Genomic DNA, 17782 nt, shown 5'->3' with positions numbered 1-17782 from the left:
TTTCTTTATAATACTTATTTGAAGTATACTGTGTTATTTTGATGTTTAAAAATATTTTATAATATTTTTAAACACAAAGATGTATATAAATGTATGTTTTAAAGATATATTAATCCTACTGTTTACGCTCTATGATGGTTAATAAATTATCACTATTTATTAATATTAAAGTAGAATTTTAAAAAGCATTTTAATACTTATCTTTTTAACATCACTTAAATATCATAGCAAAACCTGCGAAAAGCCGTATGGAATCAACTATGACTCAGTATATATAAAGACCTTGGAGAGGGTCTATGGAAAACTACTACTATAAATATAAAGGAAAATAAATATAAATGGCAGATGATAAAAGCAAACACCATGCCTTAACCAGACAGGAACTTTTTGAGCTTGAAAACCGGTCAAAAACAAAAACAGAGCTTCTGCTTGACAGATTTATATGCCTGCTTCCCGTATTATCAGGAATAATCGCCCTGCTTGAATATATGTATGTACCAAACTATAAAAACAACTATGCAAGCTACACATATGTATATTTTTTATCCGTACTGACTTCACTTGCACTACTGGGCTTCGCAGGCTCATTTTTTAATAAACAGCTGTTTTACATACTTTTATACAAAGCACCTTTTTATACTCTGGTTTTTGTGCTGCTTATGCTGTATGATCTGTTGACCCTTAAAAGCTCAACACTTATGCTTCCCTACTTCCCATGGGTTGATCAGATATTAAATGCAATTATAAACGACAGAAGTTACCTTCTTGACTGTATAAAAAATTCACTTATTCTTTTATTTACAGGGTATATTACAGGAGCGGTCATTGGCATAATCACCGGGATTGCATGCGGTTACAGCAAAAAGATAAATTACTGGATAGAGCCTTTTATGAAGCTTTTTGGTGCCATACCCTCAACTACATGGATACCTATAGTAATGGTACTTGCAACCTCACTTTTTAAAGGAAGTGTATTTATAATAGCACTCGGAGTCTGGTTCGCCGTTACTCTTGCCACAATTACAGGTATCAGAAATATAGATAATGCATATTATGATGCCGCAAAAACGCTAGGGGCAGGCGGCAGGCAGCTTATACTGCATATAGCAGTACCATCTGCCGTACCCAATATATTTCAGGGACTCATGCAGGCAATGAGCAGTGCATGTACTGCACTTCTGGTAGCAGAAATGATAGGTGTCGAATCAGGACTTGGATGGTATATAACCTGGCAGAAAAGTTGGGCACAATATGCAAAGATGTATGCGGCAATAGTTATAATATGTATTATTTTCGTGCTTGTTAATTACATCATGAACCTTATTAGAAAAAGAGTGCTACGCTGGCAGGAGGGAATAGTTCAGTAATGAGTCTTTTACTTAAAAATATATCTAAAAGTTTTGCAGGTACATATGATGAAAGCGGTATAACACATGCACTTGGTAATATCGACCTTACTGTAAATACCGGTGAATTTATAAGTATAGTAGGTCCCAGCGGATGTGGAAAATCAACTATATTAAGACTTATAGCGGGACTTATACAGCCAACTACCGGAAGTATATCATTAAACGGCAATGAAATAAAAACAACAGGTTCTGAAAGAGGTATGGCATTTCAAAAACCTACACTTTTTCCTTGGCTTACAGTTGAAAAAAATATAAATTTCGGTCTGAGAATGCGTCATAAAACTCAAGAACTTGAAGAAAAAACAGAATACATGCTTAAGCTTGCAGGATTATATGAATTTAAAAATGCATACCCTCACCAGCTTTCAGGTGGCATGGCACAGAGAGTTGCGCTTGTAAGGACTATGATAAATGAGCCTGAAGTTTTTCTGCTTGACGAACCTCTTGGAGCACTTGATGCATTTACAAGGATGAATATGCAGGATGAGCTGCTTTCTATGTGGCATAAAAATAAAAATATGATGATCATGGTAACACATGATGTAGATGAAGCCATATATATGGGTAATCGTGTAATAATAATGGCACCTCGCCCCGGCAGGATTATCGAAGACCTAAAAATAGAACTTAAATATCCAAGGCAACGTCTCGGAAAACAGTTTATTGACTACCGTATACATATACTTGAATCTCTTGATTTCGGTAAAAGCAAGGTTTAATTAAATAAAATTCAGTATATAGCTTAAAAATCTCTGAATATACTAAATTAAACTTAACAGTCAGAATTTAAAATTTTTAAAAAATATTTAATTTAACTTTTAAACTGAATTTTAAAAACTAAATTCAGCAAAATAAAATTTATATGTTATAAAAGGAGAATTTATTTTATGAAAAAATCAAACAGCAAGCTTTTAAAGGCAAAAAGCGGTACAGGACTTTTAGCCTTGATGCTTTTGACCGCAGCTCTTTCAGGCTGTAAGAGCCAGGTCGGACAAAACTCATCCGCCTCAAATACCCCCGGCAGTGCTTCAAATCAAAGCTCAAATAAAACGGACAGCGATTCATCAGCCGTAGTTCAAAGCTCAATGTCAAGTGCTGAGGAGGAAGAAGCATGGAAAAAAGAACCTGCATACGGTCAGACAATTAAAATAGGCTATAATGGCGGTCTTTGCTTAGGCGCTTTCGGTATAGCACAAGTAAAGGGATTTTATGAAGCCGAAGGTCTTAAAACTGAAATTGTAAATATGAATAGCCAGCAGGATGCTATAGGAACCGGACAAGTAGATGTTACAGGAGATCATATAGCTTCATTTTTAGTGCCTGCCGTAAACGGTGTAAATGCAACATTTACCACCGGCTGCCATACAGGATGCAAATCACTTTATGTACTTGCCGACTCTTCAATAGAAAAAACCTCGGATCTTAAAGGAAAAACCGTAGGTCTGCCTGACGGTATAGGAAACTCGGATCATAATATAGCACTAAGATTTTTAAACCATGATGATATAAATCCTAAAGATGTCAATTTTAAGGCTGTAACAAGTGATGCCGTAGTTCAGGCGATGCTGAATAATGAGGTTCAGGCTGCCATTTTAAATGACCAGTTTGCTAAGAAATTTGTAGATAACGACACTATTAAAATAATACGTTCCCTTACCTTTGACAAAGATTTTGAGCATGAGCCCTGCTGTATACATGCTATTAATTCAAATTTCCTTGAAAAAAATCCTATAACTGCAAAGAAACTTACAAGAGCACATCAAAATGCAAGCAACTGGATCGAGGATAATAAGGAAGAATTTGTAGACTTAATGCTTGAAAATAATTGGGCATCAGGTGATCGTAAGCTTGTTCTTGAAATAGCAAATACCTATAACTTTAAAATCTCTGATGAGGATACACAAACAACACTTAAAAATATTATAAATGACTACAAAGAATTCGGTATACTTGATTCAAGTATAGATACCGATCAGGCACTTGCCAAAATATGGGATCCGCTGCTCCAGAAATAAATGTAGAACTTGAGCATGGAGCATGTATAAAAAACCCTGCTAAATTTGACTCACTATTTGCAGTTATAAAAACTTTCTGTTTAACAACATATAAAAATACCCTCTTTATCGGACAAACCGGTAAGGAGGATATTTTATATGTATTATAAATATAATTTTATACGCTTTCTCTATAACATACTGAACATAAGGAAGATACAAAACATACATCTCTCATGGAAATATAAGCTATATGTTACCTTGTCCACGCTCCATTTGAATCCACTCTGTATCCGTCCGGAGTTACAGTATCTGAAAGCATTGCACCTGAATTATCAAGGAAGTACCAGTTATTATTCGAGTTTATCCAGCCAACAGCCATATATCCCTGGGTGTTGAAATAATACCAATTCAGCTTGCCTGCGTATTCAATCTGAACCCATCTTTCTGCCGGCCATGAACCGTCCTCAAATTTATACCACCAGCCCTTTCCATCTTTTATCCAGCTTCCTTTATTATTTTTATCAGGTCTTTTTGCTGATCTAATAACCAGTGATGAAGAACCTGAAGAAGATCTTCCCGATGAACCGCTATATGTTTTTTTATTATTCTCAGAAATTTTATTATCGCTGTTAGATTTATTTTCAGGTTTCTTTTCAGTTTCAGGTTTTATCTCGCTTCCCTGATTAGCTCCGGGGTTTATTTGGTTTTCAGGTTTTATCTCATTTCCATGATTAGCTCCGGGGTTTATTTCAGTTTCCGCTTCCTTTTGAGGTTTTAAATTCTGATTATTATCAGTATTGCCTTGATTAGGATTTTTATTTTCAGGCTTTAAACCTTCGCTTTTATATATAAAATTAATTTCATCCGCATCTCTAAGGTACAGACCATCATATTCGCTTAGATTTTCTTGTTCAGTCCATACTGTCCGGCTTTTATTATTTTTTCCTACAGTATATTTCACCCATTTATAACCCTCTATATTTTCAGGTTTAATATTAAATGCAAGTACTTTTGCCCATTCATAGCCCTTTACATATCTTTCCGGCATCAGAGTTTTTCCTGACTCATCAATATAATTTATTTTTATATTTTTAATTTTATCCTCTGTAAGTTTATTTTTAAGTCCTGATTTATCATCTATAACTGTAGCCGTAACATAGACCTCAGTATCAAAATTTTTACCGTCAACTGCTATAAGATATTTAAATGTATTATCACCTGCAATATTATTCGGGCATATAATTTCAAGCATCTGATTATTCCCGTTTCCGTCAATTCCGGTATGATTAAAACCAATCATTATAAACTGGTTAAAACTGTCAGAACCTGCTTCATTAAGAGGTGTCCATTCAATATTGTTTTTATCGACTATTTTTACTTTAGTAAGCTTACTGTCAAGATTTGTACCATATACATATACAAAAGTTTTTTTACTCTCCTGTCCGACAGGTGTATTTGTATGTGTAATATCAGGCACATCACTTCCGCCTCCTGACGTTCCATATGACTGTATAGACATAAATCCGAGTGCAGGCTTTAAAGGATCTGCATTTTGGGGTAAAACCGCACATACAAGACGTTTGGTCCTGTCATATATATTTAAACCTAAATCTGATTTATAAGTTCTGCCTCCATCAAGTGAAACCTGCACTGTATAATTTTGTACACGGGCTGTATCATTTTGAGGAAGTTCAAAGCTTATAATCTGCTCCATAGTGCTTATTGTCTCTACCTGTGCAGCTATGTCATCACTTTTATTATGCAGTTTTTCATTTTTTATAACCTTAACCTTGGTTGCATAAGCTCCGCTGCCTATCAGATCTGTACCTGAAAGTCTTATTTTAACATTACCTCCGTTATAGCCTAAAGTTTCACCCTCTATAAACTCTGCTTTTTCGACTACAGGATTATTCTTGTTAATAATAAATTCAAATAGTTTATTATCCCTCTCAAGTTTATCCTTTATAGCCCTTTCATTAAATTTTATTTTTGAATTACTGCCTACATCAATTTTTTTATTTAAATTTATAATGATTTTATTTTTATTTATTTCAACTTTATCTTCAGACTCAAGAACTTTATAATCATTTCCGTCAACCGCAATGCTTACCGCAGCTTTTAACTGTTCAAGTCCGTTTACCGGAAAAATATCTTCATCAAATAGTAATGTTATTATGCTGCCGCTCTTATCAATATACACATTTGACGGATTTATAACAGTTGTCTCATTGCTTATTTTATTTCCAACAGTAATTTCAGCCTCATGTGTCATATTACCGTCAAATCCCGCTTGAATAAGGTATTTTGTTGCTTTTGCAACAGGAGGAAATGTAATATATGCCGTCTGCACACGGTCATTACCGTTAAATTCACACCCTGATGATATATCAGGCTGCTCAATTTTATCATTTCCTTCAATTTTATATACTTTAATTCCAAGAGTCCCATTTTTTAAATTTGTACCCTTTACGGTAATACTTGTTTCTCCTCCTTCAAGCGAAAGTTCCGGTTTAGAAACTCTTATACTCTCTATATTTCCAGGTTCTTGTATATTGCCTGCTGCCACTTTTATATTAACTGTCGGTTCATGCTGAAATACTTCCTGCGAACCTGTAGAATTAAATCTTAAAATATAATTTTTTTCTTTATTTGAATTGTTTGCAGGTATTGTAAATGTAACCGTCTTTTTAGCTTTATCTCCTGAAACATTAAAATCAGAAACAGTTTCCTCTTTTCCTGATACTTCCGCCCTCATCCTTATAAGATTTTTATCAGGCTTACCCATTGTCATAAGAGTAATCGTAATACTTCCACCTTCAGAAGGAAGCTCAACCTTATCCGCATCCGCCGTTAATATTGATGTCTTTGGTTTATTAGCCTCTTTTTTATAATGTGATAATCTCTCTATTGACTCATCTATAGATTTTATAAATCCTTCAACGTAATAAGGTATAGTTTCCGGCTTTGCAAGCTCTTCCTTAGCAGATTTTATTACAGCCTTAAGCTCATTAAGCTTTGAGATATCTGTAAATTCATTTTCAGCTATATATTTTTCGGCAGATTTTATTTTATCCTTCAATGCTTCTATTAAATAAGTTCTATCCTCCTTTTTCACTCTAAAAACAGGCTCTACATCGCCTTCAATTTTTACATTTCCGGCTTCATCAACATATATTGTAATCTGGTCAGGCTCAAATTTCCACATAAACTGTGCATTTTTTGATACGCATAAAGTATAGCTCTTTCCGCCTTCCTGCCCTTCAAGCTTAAATACTGCATAACCTTCCTGATCCGATTTGACATTTTTATATGAACTTAATTTAGGTGTCAAAACATTTGCAGTAAGTTCCACACCTTCCACAGGTTCCCCGCTTTCCATATCAACTACTCTAAATTTTACTTCCTTAGTTTTTAAACTGTCCGAATTTTTTGGATATCCTGTAAATTTAATTTCGGAATCCTCTTCTCCTGAAACCGCCTTTCCATTTATACTTACTACCTTTGAATTTTTATCAGTCTTAAATTTAACCCTGTCTTTATCAAATTTTAAACTGTTATTCTCCATCCCTATTATATATTCGGTTTCAGGTTCAAAGTCTTTAAGTTCGTACCTGCCCTCATCATCCGTTTTATCACTTTTAATTACATTTGGAATATTTGAGTCAAGCCTAAAAAGTCTGAAAGCAGAATTTTTAAGTATTTCCGTTCCCTTATAGGTTCTTATAACAATACTTTCAAGACCTATACCTGTATTTTCTTCATCTTTATTAATATTATGCTTCAGAATTATACTGGTAATGATTTCTTCTTTATAATCTTCTTTATACGGACCTTCTTCACCAAATATAAATTCCAGTGGTTCCATAGTATAATCCTGATCGCTTTTAAGGCTAAGAATATATTTTTGTTCAACAGTAAGCTTTACATTCAGCATGCTGTTTACAGAATAAATTTCTCTTTTTATACCTGATGAATCCTGTATTATAAAATCAATATTGTCGCTAACCATCTGCCCGTTCTCATCTTGAAGCATAAACATAGCATCCATGTCCTGTGCATATACTGTTATCTCATTTAATACTGCTGTAATCGGCATCATAATCATAATACAGCATAATATTATACATAAAAATCTATTAAATATTTTATTTTTCATATAAAGCTCCTTTTTAAATTGTTAAATCTGTTTTATATTTTATTTTTCTGATAGTAAATTTATTTTATATTTTTAAGAAAATTTATTTTATCTAAGAAAACGATAAATCAATTACCATTTCTTAGATATACCCCGACATTTGCCTACATCTCAACTCTAAACCATGTTTTGTATATACTGTCCTTAAATGAAGCAGTCTCCTTTACTTCAGGCAGATTAAGCATACAATTTCCGGGATTTTCACATCTTAAAAAACCTGTATTCAGATCATCTGTTTTTATATTAAAGCTGCCTATGCGATCATAAAATAATTCAGGATGCATAAGATATACCGCTGCCGTTACATCCCAGTTATAAAATCCCTTTATACCGTAACAATCATCATTATATGAAAAATAACTGTCAGTTTCAGAAAGTATATAGGAAGCTATCTTTTTGTCCGAATTCATAAGGATCTTCCTATATTCACTTTTTTCAAAAAGCACTTTGGTGCAGTTATTTCCGGTAATTACAGATACATTTTTGCCATTTATTAAAATATCTTCAGACGCTTCAGGATCACATGAAAGGTTAAGCTCATCCATTATTTTCTTTTCAAATACAAGCGGACTTGTAATTCCCCCCATCATAACAATTTCCTTTATATTTTTAAAAAAGTTTCTGTCTTTTTTATAAGCTGCTCCCAGATTTGTCATTGAACCTGTGGCAAGTATTGAAAGCTCTCCTTTAAAATGCTGTGCAGTTTCAACTAAAAAATCCGCCGCTTCACTGTTATAATCGCCCTTTGAGAGCCCTCCATTTTTAAGAGGAATATCAGTTCTTCCAAGATCTCTTAGCATACGCTTTGTATTTTCAAAAACCACATCTGTACGATTATTTCCGTAGGTTGTACTCACACCTAAAAGCTCTGCCTCTTTTGAACCTAGCAGATATATAAGTGCAAGCCCGTCATCTACATCACAATCCTTTATACCAAAAGTATTATCGCAGTCATATATTATCCTCTTCATTTATTTATCCTCATATTATATCCCTTTAAAATCAGAAAAAATGCATTATATTTATTTTAAAATATCCGCCTTTAAAAATTTTACCATACCGGCTTCTATACTTATGCCTGCATAATTACCGATACTTATACTATTGCTCAGACAGTAGCCCCCGGTCGCTATTATAAAAACAGTTTTATCCCCTGTATCAATTGATATCTCTTCAAATTCTCCCATAAAAGATATCGACTTAACGACATATCTGCCACCGTCTTTTATAATTCCTATATTATGCGGTCTTACCAAAGCCTCATATTCTCCATCCTCAATCGTATCATCAGATATATCACCCGGTTTTGTTTTCCATATACCTGAGTTAGAAGTAAAAATACCGGATTTGATATTCCCCTTTATATAATTTACTCTGCCAAAATACTCGGCAGTTTTCTTTGAATTGGGATTATAATAAATATTATGTGGGGTATCATATTGAAGTATATTTCCGCAGTCCATAAGTGCCACACGATCCGACATATACAATGCCTCCCTCTTATCATGAGTTACAAGCACTGTAGTTATTTCCATTTTTTTATGAAGCCCGGCAACCAGCTTTTCCATTTCAATTCTCAGCTCTTCATCAAGCCCTGAAAACGGCTCATCAAGCAACAACAGTTTAGGCTGTGCCGCAATTGCTCTTGCAAGTGCCACCCTTTGCATCTGCCCGCCTGAAATTTCAGATATTTGTCGCCTTTCAAATCCGTCAAGATGCACATCATGTAGCAGAGACTTTACTTTGTTTTCAATATCCCTCACAGACATTTTTCTAAGTCTCATAGGAAAAGCGATATTATTTCCTACATCCATATGCGGAAAAAGCCTAAGATCCTGAAATACTATCACGCTTCCCCTTTTTTCAGGAGCTGTTTCATTTACAACAGAACCATCTATTTCTATGATTCCGCCATCAGTTTCAGTCAGTCCTGCAATTGCTTTAAGAAGTGTACTTTTTCCGCAACCGGATGCCCCCAGCAGCGATACAAGCTCACCATCTTTAACATCAAGGCTTATACCATGAAGTATTTCCGATTTCATAAGACTTACTTTAAGATCTTTTATCACAAGTCCCATAACTTTACAACTTTCTTATTTGATCTTATTAAATATTATATTTTATATTTTGTTTTATATTTTGTTTTATATTTTGTTTTATGTATCATGTGAGTATTTTTATATTTCATTACGTCAATAAAGTTGTGTCTTTAACTGCCTGTTAGATATAGCGGCAGCTTTTTTAGAAAGCATAAATATAATCACACTAATCCCTAAAAATACAAGACTGTATGCGGAAGCAAAATTCCTGTTTCCTGATGTAAGATAGGGCACCATAATTATAGTAAATGTAATTACTCGTCCTCCACCAATTAAGAGTGTCAGGAAATATTGACTGAATGAAATTATATATGCCATACAAAATGCAGTTAATGATACCGGAAGCAGCATGGGCACAGTTATATCAACAAATGCCCTTATCCCACAGGCACCAAGTACTCTTGCCTGTTCCTCATATTTTTCCCCTATTGCCGACATAGCATCCATTATAAGCCTTAATGCGTATGGCAGTGAATAGATTAGATGAGCAATCATAACACCATGTAAGGTATTATTAAGTCCCAGATTTATAAATAGCAGCTGAACTCCCATTGAAAATACACTTGCCGGTACAATGAAGGGAAGTATCGAGCCAAATAACAGGGCATTTCTTCCCGGGAAATTATAAAAAAGTAATGCCTTTGCACTCATAAGAGCTATAATCACCGATAATAATGCAGTTATAAGTGATAAAACTACACCTGAGATAAGTATACCTCCCGGCTTTTTAAGCTTTTCAAATACATCAATTACCGCATTTAGTGAAAAATTTCCCGGTATTATATAGGGCCATGCCCATCTTTGAGTAAAACTCCATACAAATAACGTGAGTACAGGTAATATTACCGCTGCCGCAAATATTGCTGTAATAACACCTGATATATATCTATCCTTTTTATATTTTTTCATTTATATTATACAGGTATTTAAATTTTTATTTTTTAACTTTTTATCTATATCCGACTTTAATACAAAATAATAAAATACTGCTGAAAGCATAGCAGCCGCTATTATAATTCCATTTAATGCCATAGCATAAGGTCGATTCCTTAAATCGGGATGCAGATATTGTTCGTAAGCCTGAACAGGCAATGCCTTAGGCTTTGTCGCTCCAAGAAGAAAAGGTAGTTCATAAGCACCTAGTGAAAATACAAAAATTATAAGAAAAGCACTTATAATCGTATTTTTACAAAGAGGAAGAGTAATTTCAAAAAATATTCTTCCTGCTCCTGCACCAAGATTTGCCGCAGCATCTCCAAGCTTCTCATTTATATTTGACATTATTGAGGCTGTAAAATATATAACAAAAGGAACTTCCTTCCATATATAGCCCAGTATTATGCCTATCCCTCCTGAATTATAAACTATCACAGGAAATTCCTGCTGATCCTTTATAAGATTAAACATAAATAAAAGCCTTGCTATAAAGCCATTTTGTGAAAATATGCTTATTATAAACAGTGCTGTTACAACATGAGGTGTAATTATAGGGAGTTCAACTATCCATGAAATCCCCCTTTTAGTATTTATCATAAAATAACATATGAAAACTCCAAGAACTGTTGAAATCAATGCCGACACAAGAGCGGTATAAAAGCTGAATGTTAATGAATCAAATAAATCCTTTCTCAAAAACGCTTTTATATAGTAATCAAATGTCAATTTATTAAGTCCAAGCGAAGGCATTATGCCCAGGCTTATCATAATGGCATTTATAAGCCCTGCAATAAACAATCCGCTTAAAATAAACTGCGGTATAAGAAGCAGATACGGTATTATTTTATTCTTCATAAGTATGATTAGGCTCCAATACGGCAGCAGATAATTTGCCGTATATACTTAGTTTTTAATACGATCTCATATAATCTGATGTATATTAAAATATCAGATTATATATTATTATTTTAAAATCTGTATTTAACGGGTGTAAAAACCGCTAAATACAGATTGTTTTTCTTTGCGTTAATCCTTATTTAATACTTCTTCTTTCCATATTTCTTCTATAACAGGTACAAGCTCCGCCGGCATCTCAGGCAGACGTTTTGAAAGAAGTTCATCTTGAGGTATATTCCCTTTTCCAATGTCAACTGAATCAAATGCCGCTTTCTGCTGCTTGTCAAGTTTAGAATAATCAATTACAGGCAATGTCCTTAATTCTTTAAAACGCATAGCCTGTACCTCAGGTGATATCATTTCATTAATTGCAACCATGGCGCCTGCTTTATTCGGAGAGTTTTTTGCTATTGCAAGGAAATTGGTATTTCCTATAGTTCCCTTATCAAATTGGAATGAAACCGCCGTATTAGGATATTTTCCTTTTTCTATATTTACAGAGGTACTATAAGCCCCATAAGTAACATTAAGAAGAACTTCTCCGTCCTCAAACATATTTTCAAGTGTTGATGATGATTCCGGATAAGTTTTTCCCTCATTCCAGAGATACGGTTTAATATCTCTTAGATATTTAAGTGCAGGTTCAATAGCTTCCTTAACTTTTTCTTTATCAGGTTTCATATCCTGAAACTGCTCATAGCCGCATTTTTCATATATAATGCTTCTTACAAAAACACTGCCTGTAAAATCAGGAAGTGCAGGGTAAGTTATCTTACCTTTATTTTCCTTTGCAAATTCAAAAAGTTCATTGGCATTTTTAGGAAGTTGCGCAGTCTTTGCACTATCAGCAATAAATACTACCTGTGCCTTTCCGTAAGGTGCTTCATAACCTTCAACAGGGTAGCCGAAATCATACTTTATATCATCTGAATCTGCATCTATATATTGCTTGAAATTCGGCAACATATCGGAAAAAGGACCGTAAAGCATATCATTTGATCTTGCCGACTGGAAATTTTCACCGTTTATCCATATCATATCTATACTTCCGTCAGTACCGGTCTGCAGCTCTCCTGAAAGCTGTGTGAGTATCTGCTCAATATCCATAGGTACTCTCACTACTTCTATATCATATTTTTCCTTCATAAGCGGTATATATTCCTTATCAAGCCAGTTATTAAGCTTTTCATCACCGCCCCATCCGTAAAAAGTTACCTTACTGCCTTTTGCAAGCTTTATAATTTCATCAAAGTTCTTACCCTTAAGGTCGTCTTTGTCAGAATCAGCCCCTTTATTTGATAAAGCCTCATCATCCTTTTTTGTATCCATACCAGTTTCAGTTCCGGACGAAGCCTGAGCTTTATCTTGTACCGTATCGCTTCCTGAACCCGATACCTGATTAGTATTGGTCGAGGAACAGCTTGCAAGGCTTAATGCAAGTATCGCAGCCGCAAAAATCCCAAAAAATCTCTTTTTAAACATTTTTCCTCCTTAGGTAAATAAATATAAATAATTTAAAAACTATTTTACAAAAGCGGCTGAAATATCCTTGTCTTTTGCACCGTCTTTAATAATAAATACATTATCGGTATTAAATCCGGCATCTTTTAATATAGATATTCCTGTTTTTGCACATTTATTTCCGCTATAGCATAAAAGATATACCGGCTTTTGCGGATCAAGCTTTGATTTTGAAAATTCATAAAATGCAGTCTGTGCAGCGGTATCATCAAACTCCTTTAATGATGCATTTAATGAACCCTCAAGGTGCCCGTCCGCATATGTCTGCGGATCTCTAACATCTACTATCTGTGCATCTTTGAGCTCTAAAACGTCCTTGCCGTCAGTATATTTCCAGTCTATGCCCTCATCAATTCTACTTGTAGTAAATGCATCCTTTATACCTGAAAGTGCCTTTGCACCGCCCTCAACAGTAAATATCTTTGACTCATCTATACCTGCATCTTTAAATACCCCCGTTGCTTTCTGAGCACCCCTCTGACCGCTGTTGCATATAATATAAATATCCTTACCGTCATTTAAATTATCCTGTGCATACTTTTTAAGGCTCTGTGTAAGACTTTCATCTTCAAGCGGAAATATCGGATTCCAGAGTGAATTCTGAAGCCTTCCCTTTGAATATTCTTTCCATTCACGCACATCAATTACATGTACATCACTTTTTTTTGCAGCATCAACTGCATCCTGTGCAGATACATATTTGTATCCGTCTTTTTCAGTAACTGTTACACCTCCGGAAGCGGCACCCGGTGCAGCCTGAGATGAGCTGTTAGCCGGACTGCCTGATGAACTGCATGCACTAAGGAATGCTGATGCGGCTGCTGCGGCTAAAAACAATCTGATAAAATTGCACTTTTCGATTTTCTTATTAAAACCGCCTTTAAAATTTTTGTTTAAATCTGTGTCTAAACTTTTCTTCACTTTCTTATCCTCCCATGGATTAAATAAATTTTTGATATATAAAAAATATAATATATTATATTCTTTATTTCTTATAAAAATATTCCTGCGGCGTATTTTCAGGTGCATCTTCCGGCAGTCCCGGTTTCATAACAGGTGCATCCTGTTTTTTAGTCCACTCATACCATCCGCCTACATAAACTCCTACATCTTTCCAGCCAAGTGCCTTTGCTATATAATAAGTTTCAGAAGCCCTCCAGCCTGTACCGCAGTGGAAAGATACCAGCTTATCACCGGTTATGCCCCACAGCTTCCATCTTTCTTCTATAAGCTTATAATTAAACATTGTATTATCTATATTTCTGTAATCTTCCATAGCATAAGGATCTGAACCTGCATAGGCAAAGCGTGAATTTTTAATCTCACCTGCCCTGTCTATATATGTATAGCCGCTTTTTTTGCTCAAATATTCATCAAAACTTCTTACTGAAGCTATAACTGCACCTTTATCCTCAATTAATTTAAGCTCTTTTTCATAATCAAATCTTATTTCGGGATTTTGCGGAACCTCAGTTCCAAAATCCACCTTTTCAACTGACGGAGATTCTTTTTCAAGCTCTCTGTTTTGTGCAACCCAAAGAGGTTTTCCTCCATTTAACAGTCTGATATCCTTCACACCTGCATAATCCATTACAAATGCTGCCCTGTTTGCCGCAGTAGTAGCCTTTTCGCTTCCATAAAGTATGACAGTGGTATCAATATCAATGCCTGCACCCTCAAGTATCCGCTTTATATCCTGATCTTGAGGAAGATTCCAGAATGTAAGCTGCTTTTGTATAGGTATGCTCTCATATTCTCTTACATCCCTTGGACCGGGTATATGATTTATATCATCTGCATTTAATGCCACAGCTCCTTTTATATGACCCGTCGCCGTATAATCATCTTTTTCACTTGGCAGATAAATCTCAACTATCCTGTATTTTTTTCCTGAATAACCTTCAGGAGTCTTTCCGTTTACAAGATCTTCAACCCACTGCGGTGAAACATATCTTTGATAGCCCTCAAGCCTCTCAAGTTTTTCTTTGTTTTTTTCAGCAAACTTATCTATACCGCCTGCAAGTACATACAGCTGCCCAAATCCCGCTTTTTCAAATAAACTATAATCATCTTCACTTACTTCACCGTCATCATATAAAACAGTCTTTTTTTCTTTATCAAGATGGCGCCGTTTAAATTCCATATCCATATTTTCATCACTTATACCATATGAAAACCATGAAGCCGGAAAATCAACAGCTCCTGCTATATGTCCGCCTATACCCTGTTCGTTTTTCCAGCCTATATATTTATCACTGCTGCGTATATCTACAAGCTGTATATCTTTATCTAAATCACCTGAATCACCTGTAAAAATCTCATCTGCCCGGATCACCTTAACCTTGCCGTCAGCATTGGCAGAATCTTTTTTATTATCTTCACTGTCTCTGTCAGCATTCGAATTATCTGAACGGTTCTCATTTGAAGAACTTGAAGTCTGTAGGTTACCCTCCGTTCCTTTCACATTATCTGCATTTTGCGAACATCCTGCCAACATGCATACACCTGAAAAAGCTGCAATCGCAGCCATCAAAAATATGCCTTTCTTTTTCATAAAAATACCTCCTATTATTTTATTAATTTATAAATATGAAAAAATAATTCTGTATTACTTTTAACATATACTTTCGTTATATAATTAATTCACTAAACAGTATTTTAATTTTTCCCCGGCTTTTTATAAAATTTATTAAATATACTTAGAAATAAATATGCCGCAACTGCGGATAGTATATATATTTTTGCCTGACCAATAAAAACATCTAAAGAAAACAAATATTCAAAGCTCTGCCCACCTGCCGACATAATGTTGGAAATAAAAGCTGCAATCATTTTTGAAAATAATGTCATTATAACTCCCGAGATAATAAATCTTATAAATATAAATCTTTCCCTATCCGCACATAGAGATATTATAATTATATTTATCATATTTAATATTAATGAATAACTGAAAAATACATACGCAACACCTACTTTAAAAAGTACCGCCTGTATAAATAATATAAAAATAATTGAAGGCAGCAGCCCTGATACATATGTAAATATATATATTCCTGCAATATTTAAATAAATCCATTTAGGAAGTGCAAAAAACATAGGAAGCACTATTGTAGCACCTGTAAGTACTATACAGACAAATATAATAAATATATACGCTCTTATATCGTATACTTTATCATTTATTTTATTATATGGCAGCAGTTTCATAAAGCTAAAGCACCTCTCTTAATATATCTATGGTGTCTTTAGTAAGCTGAGGACAGAAGCTAAGCAGCCTGCCGCTTTCAAGTGCGGTATTAAATTCATTCGGTTTTGAAAGATCATATCCCAGAAGCTGCCTGCACATAGTTGAAGAATATTTTTCTATAAATTTTTTACTAAACTTATCCTTCTTTTGCTTCATTACTTCCTTTTGTTTTTCATCATTTTCGGAAAAATGCCCGTATTTTAAACCTATTATCATAAGCGCCGCAATATATGAACCGCAGGTTTCTCCTCTTCCCATACCGCCTCCAAAGCAAGCTCCCATCTTTCTTAAAAGAGCCGGCTCAAGTTTAAGTTCATCTGAAAAAGCCCCTGCCACCACTTGTGAGCAGTCAATGCCTTTTATAAATAATTCCTTTATATTATCTGAAGTCATAATTTCTCCAATGTATTTTTTAATCTTAAGGATATATCACGGTATATTATCTATATATTTATCTTTAATCATATTAAGGAAATTTTCATCAAGATATTCGTCAAGCTTAGCTGCAGTTGAAGCATTAAACAGCCCTTTTTGTGCCAGCCTGTACTGTACCCATGCCATTGCACACCATGTAATTCCCCTTAGGCAGTTAATAGGTATATATGTATAAACTCTTTCCCTTATATCCCCGGCATTAAATCCGTTTCCAACTAAAGCCGTATAATATTTTATAAATTCTTCCACTTCATAACTGTCTAAAATAATATCAGTCTTCCAAAAGGTTGTAGTCGGTGCAAGAAAGTGCCCTAAATCCTGTGCAGGATCTCCATATAAAGGTTTTTCCCAGTCAATAAGATAATCTTTTCCATTTTCATTTATAAGAAAATTGTTAGAGTTAAGCTCAGTATTTATACAACATCTGTAAAACGGCATGCTCTTTATGCCGGAAAGTTTTTCTTTACCCTTTTTAAAAATTTCCGATATCAGGTCTTTCTTTTTACTGTCTGCCACATCAGAACTTATATAAACCTCAAGCATTCGGCTGCATTCATCAAGAATGGCACCGGTCGGATTTTCAGGCATTATAAGTTTACTGTTTTCAGGTATTTTAACTGAATGTATATCCGCAAGACAGGCAGCCGCTTTTTTCATATCGGTTTTATAATCAAGTACTTTCCCGGGCAAAAATTCCATAACCATAATACCGTAATTTAAGTTTTTAAAACTTCCGTCAACATATAATGCCTTAGGCGTTCTTTTTGAGTTTTCTAAAAGCTTAAGTGCATTATATTCATAACCTATCTGATCCTTGATGCCCATCTGACTTCCCAGATTTACCCTTAAAATAAGTTTTTCGCCTGAAACCGGATGTATAAAATAATAATTTCTGTTATATTCACCCTGTGCCAGAATACTGTATTTTTCCGAAATCTCATCAGGCAGCCCAAGAGCCTGCCTATATCTCTTTAAATGTACATATTGAAGCAGCCCCTTTATATCATCCGCTTCATTTCCAAATATATCTTTTCCCATAAAAT

General features: G+C 34.6%; 14 protein-coding genes. 3 read left to right on the top strand and 11 right to left on the bottom strand.

Features of this window, described 5'->3' with window-relative positions:
* The first annotated feature begins 338 nt into the window (after positions 1 to 338).
* The 3 genes from HMPREF9333_RS10025 (at position 339) to HMPREF9333_RS10015 (ending at position 3424) form a co-directional block, all read left to right on the top strand.
* On the top strand, positions 339 to 1367 hold the full coding sequence (locus HMPREF9333_RS10025) for an ABC transporter permease (RefSeq protein ID WP_005541766.1): 1029 nt from the start codon (positions 339 to 341) through the stop codon (positions 1365 to 1367).
* Complete coding sequence (locus HMPREF9333_RS10020) at positions 1367 to 2128, top strand: ABC transporter ATP-binding protein (RefSeq protein WP_005541765.1); 762 nt, start codon at positions 1367 to 1369, stop codon at positions 2126 to 2128. The genes HMPREF9333_RS10025 and HMPREF9333_RS10020 overlap by 1 nt, the downstream gene beginning before the upstream one ends.
* 168 nt (positions 2129 to 2296) lie before the next feature.
* Positions 2297 to 3424, top strand: coding sequence for an ABC transporter substrate-binding protein (locus tag HMPREF9333_RS10015; RefSeq protein ID WP_005541763.1), 1128 nt, complete (start codon positions 2297 to 2299; stop codon positions 3422 to 3424).
* Between the two features lie 235 nt (positions 3425 to 3659).
* Here HMPREF9333_RS10015 and HMPREF9333_RS13370 read toward each other — a convergent pair whose 3' ends face one another.
* The 11 genes from HMPREF9333_RS13370 to HMPREF9333_RS09960 all read right to left on the bottom strand — a co-directional run bounded on the left by HMPREF9333_RS13370 (position 3660) and on the right by HMPREF9333_RS09960 (position 17777).
* Complete coding sequence (locus tag HMPREF9333_RS13370; protein ID WP_005541760.1) at positions 3660 to 7562, bottom strand: N-acetylmuramoyl-L-alanine amidase family protein; 3903 nt, start codon at positions 7560 to 7562, stop codon at positions 3660 to 3662.
* Between the two features lie 143 nt (positions 7563 to 7705).
* Positions 7706 to 8572 carry a nucleoside hydrolase gene (locus HMPREF9333_RS10005; protein WP_005541758.1) on the bottom strand — a complete coding sequence of 289 codons (867 nt, stop codon included), beginning with the start codon at positions 8570 to 8572 and terminating at the stop codon, positions 7706 to 7708.
* 51 nt (positions 8573 to 8623) lie between these two features.
* Positions 8624 to 9679, bottom strand: coding sequence for an ABC transporter ATP-binding protein (locus tag HMPREF9333_RS10000; RefSeq protein ID WP_005541756.1), 1056 nt, complete (start codon positions 9677 to 9679; stop codon positions 8624 to 8626).
* A 114-nt stretch (positions 9680 to 9793) separates the two neighbouring features.
* Positions 9794 to 10609 (bottom strand): ABC transporter permease, encoded by an 816-nt coding sequence (locus HMPREF9333_RS09995; RefSeq protein WP_005541754.1) that lies wholly within the window; start codon positions 10607 to 10609, stop codon positions 9794 to 9796.
* Entirely contained in the window at positions 10610 to 11491 is an 882-nt protein-coding gene (locus HMPREF9333_RS09990) for an ABC transporter permease (RefSeq protein WP_005541752.1), read from the bottom strand. It abuts the gene before it with no gap.
* Between the two features lie 171 nt (positions 11492 to 11662).
* The gene (locus HMPREF9333_RS09985; RefSeq protein ID WP_005541751.1) at positions 11663 to 13015 is read right to left on the bottom strand and encodes an ABC transporter substrate-binding protein; all 1353 of its coding nucleotides are present in this window, start codon (positions 13013 to 13015) and stop codon (positions 11663 to 11665) included.
* Between the two features lie 39 nt (positions 13016 to 13054).
* Complete coding sequence (locus HMPREF9333_RS09980; protein ID WP_005541749.1) at positions 13055 to 13975, bottom strand: rhodanese-like domain-containing protein; 921 nt, start codon at positions 13973 to 13975, stop codon at positions 13055 to 13057.
* Between the two features lie 64 nt (positions 13976 to 14039).
* The gene (locus HMPREF9333_RS09975) at positions 14040 to 15608 is read right to left on the bottom strand and encodes a rhodanese-like domain-containing protein (protein ID WP_156797333.1); all 1569 of its coding nucleotides are present in this window, start codon (positions 15606 to 15608) and stop codon (positions 14040 to 14042) included.
* Positions 15609 to 15712: 104 nt separating this feature from the next.
* On the bottom strand, positions 15713 to 16264 hold the full coding sequence (locus tag HMPREF9333_RS09970; protein ID WP_005541746.1) for a hypothetical protein: 552 nt from the start codon (positions 16262 to 16264) through the stop codon (positions 15713 to 15715).
* 4 nt (positions 16265 to 16268) lie between these two features.
* Positions 16269 to 16697, bottom strand: coding sequence for a C-GCAxxG-C-C family protein (locus HMPREF9333_RS09965; protein WP_005541745.1), 429 nt, complete (start codon positions 16695 to 16697; stop codon positions 16269 to 16271).
* A gap of 36 nt (positions 16698 to 16733) precedes the next feature.
* On the bottom strand, positions 16734 to 17777 hold the full coding sequence (locus tag HMPREF9333_RS09960) for a phosphotransferase (RefSeq protein WP_005541744.1): 1044 nt from the start codon (positions 17775 to 17777) through the stop codon (positions 16734 to 16736).
* Positions 17778 to 17782 lie beyond the last annotated feature (5 nt).

Origin of the sequence: Johnsonella ignava ATCC 51276, from assembly GCF_000235445.1 — a bacterium.
GTDB classification, from domain to species: Bacteria; Bacillota; Clostridia; order Lachnospirales; family Lachnospiraceae; genus Johnsonella; species Johnsonella ignava.
Note: the sequence above shows the minus strand (reverse complement) of the source record. Positions and strands in the feature narration are given on the sequence as shown.

What these genes read in the sequence shown, in the direction of transcription:
- HMPREF9333_RS10020 (WP_005541765.1), top strand. Translation starts at nt 1,367, where the DNA reads ATGAGTCTTTTACTTAAAAATATATCTAAAAGTTTTGCAGGTACATAT.
- HMPREF9333_RS09985 (WP_005541751.1), bottom strand. Translation starts at nt 13,015, where the DNA reads ATGTTTAAAAAGAGATTTTTTGGGATTTTTGCGGCTGCGATACTTGCA.
- HMPREF9333_RS09990 (WP_005541752.1), bottom strand. Translation starts at nt 11,491, where the DNA reads ATGAAGAATAAAATAATACCGTATCTGCTTCTTATACCGCAGTTTATT.
- HMPREF9333_RS10005 (WP_005541758.1), bottom strand. Translation starts at nt 8,572, where the DNA reads ATGAAGAGGATAATATATGACTGCGATAATACTTTTGGTATAAAGGAT.
- HMPREF9333_RS10000 (WP_005541756.1), bottom strand. Translation starts at nt 9,679, where the DNA reads ATGGGACTTGTGATAAAAGATCTTAAAGTAAGTCTTATGAAATCGGAA.
- HMPREF9333_RS10015 (WP_005541763.1), top strand. Translation starts at nt 2,297, where the DNA reads ATGAAAAAATCAAACAGCAAGCTTTTAAAGGCAAAAAGCGGTACAGGA.
- HMPREF9333_RS09970 (WP_005541746.1), bottom strand. Translation starts at nt 16,264, where the DNA reads ATGAAACTGCTGCCATATAATAAAATAAATGATAAAGTATACGATATA.
- HMPREF9333_RS09960 (WP_005541744.1), bottom strand. Translation starts at nt 17,777, where the DNA reads ATGGGAAAAGATATATTTGGAAATGAAGCGGATGATATAAAGGGGCTG.
- HMPREF9333_RS13370 (WP_005541760.1), bottom strand. Translation starts at nt 7,562, where the DNA reads ATGAAAAATAAAATATTTAATAGATTTTTATGTATAATATTATGCTGT.
- HMPREF9333_RS09975 (WP_156797333.1), bottom strand. Translation starts at nt 15,608, where the DNA reads ATGAAAAAGAAAGGCATATTTTTGATGGCTGCGATTGCAGCTTTTTCA.
- HMPREF9333_RS09995 (WP_005541754.1), bottom strand. Translation starts at nt 10,609, where the DNA reads ATGAAAAAATATAAAAAGGATAGATATATATCAGGTGTTATTACAGCA.
- HMPREF9333_RS09965 (WP_005541745.1), bottom strand. Translation starts at nt 16,697, where the DNA reads ATGACTTCAGATAATATAAAGGAATTATTTATAAAAGGCATTGACTGC.
- HMPREF9333_RS10025 (WP_005541766.1), top strand. Translation starts at nt 339, where the DNA reads ATGGCAGATGATAAAAGCAAACACCATGCCTTAACCAGACAGGAACTT.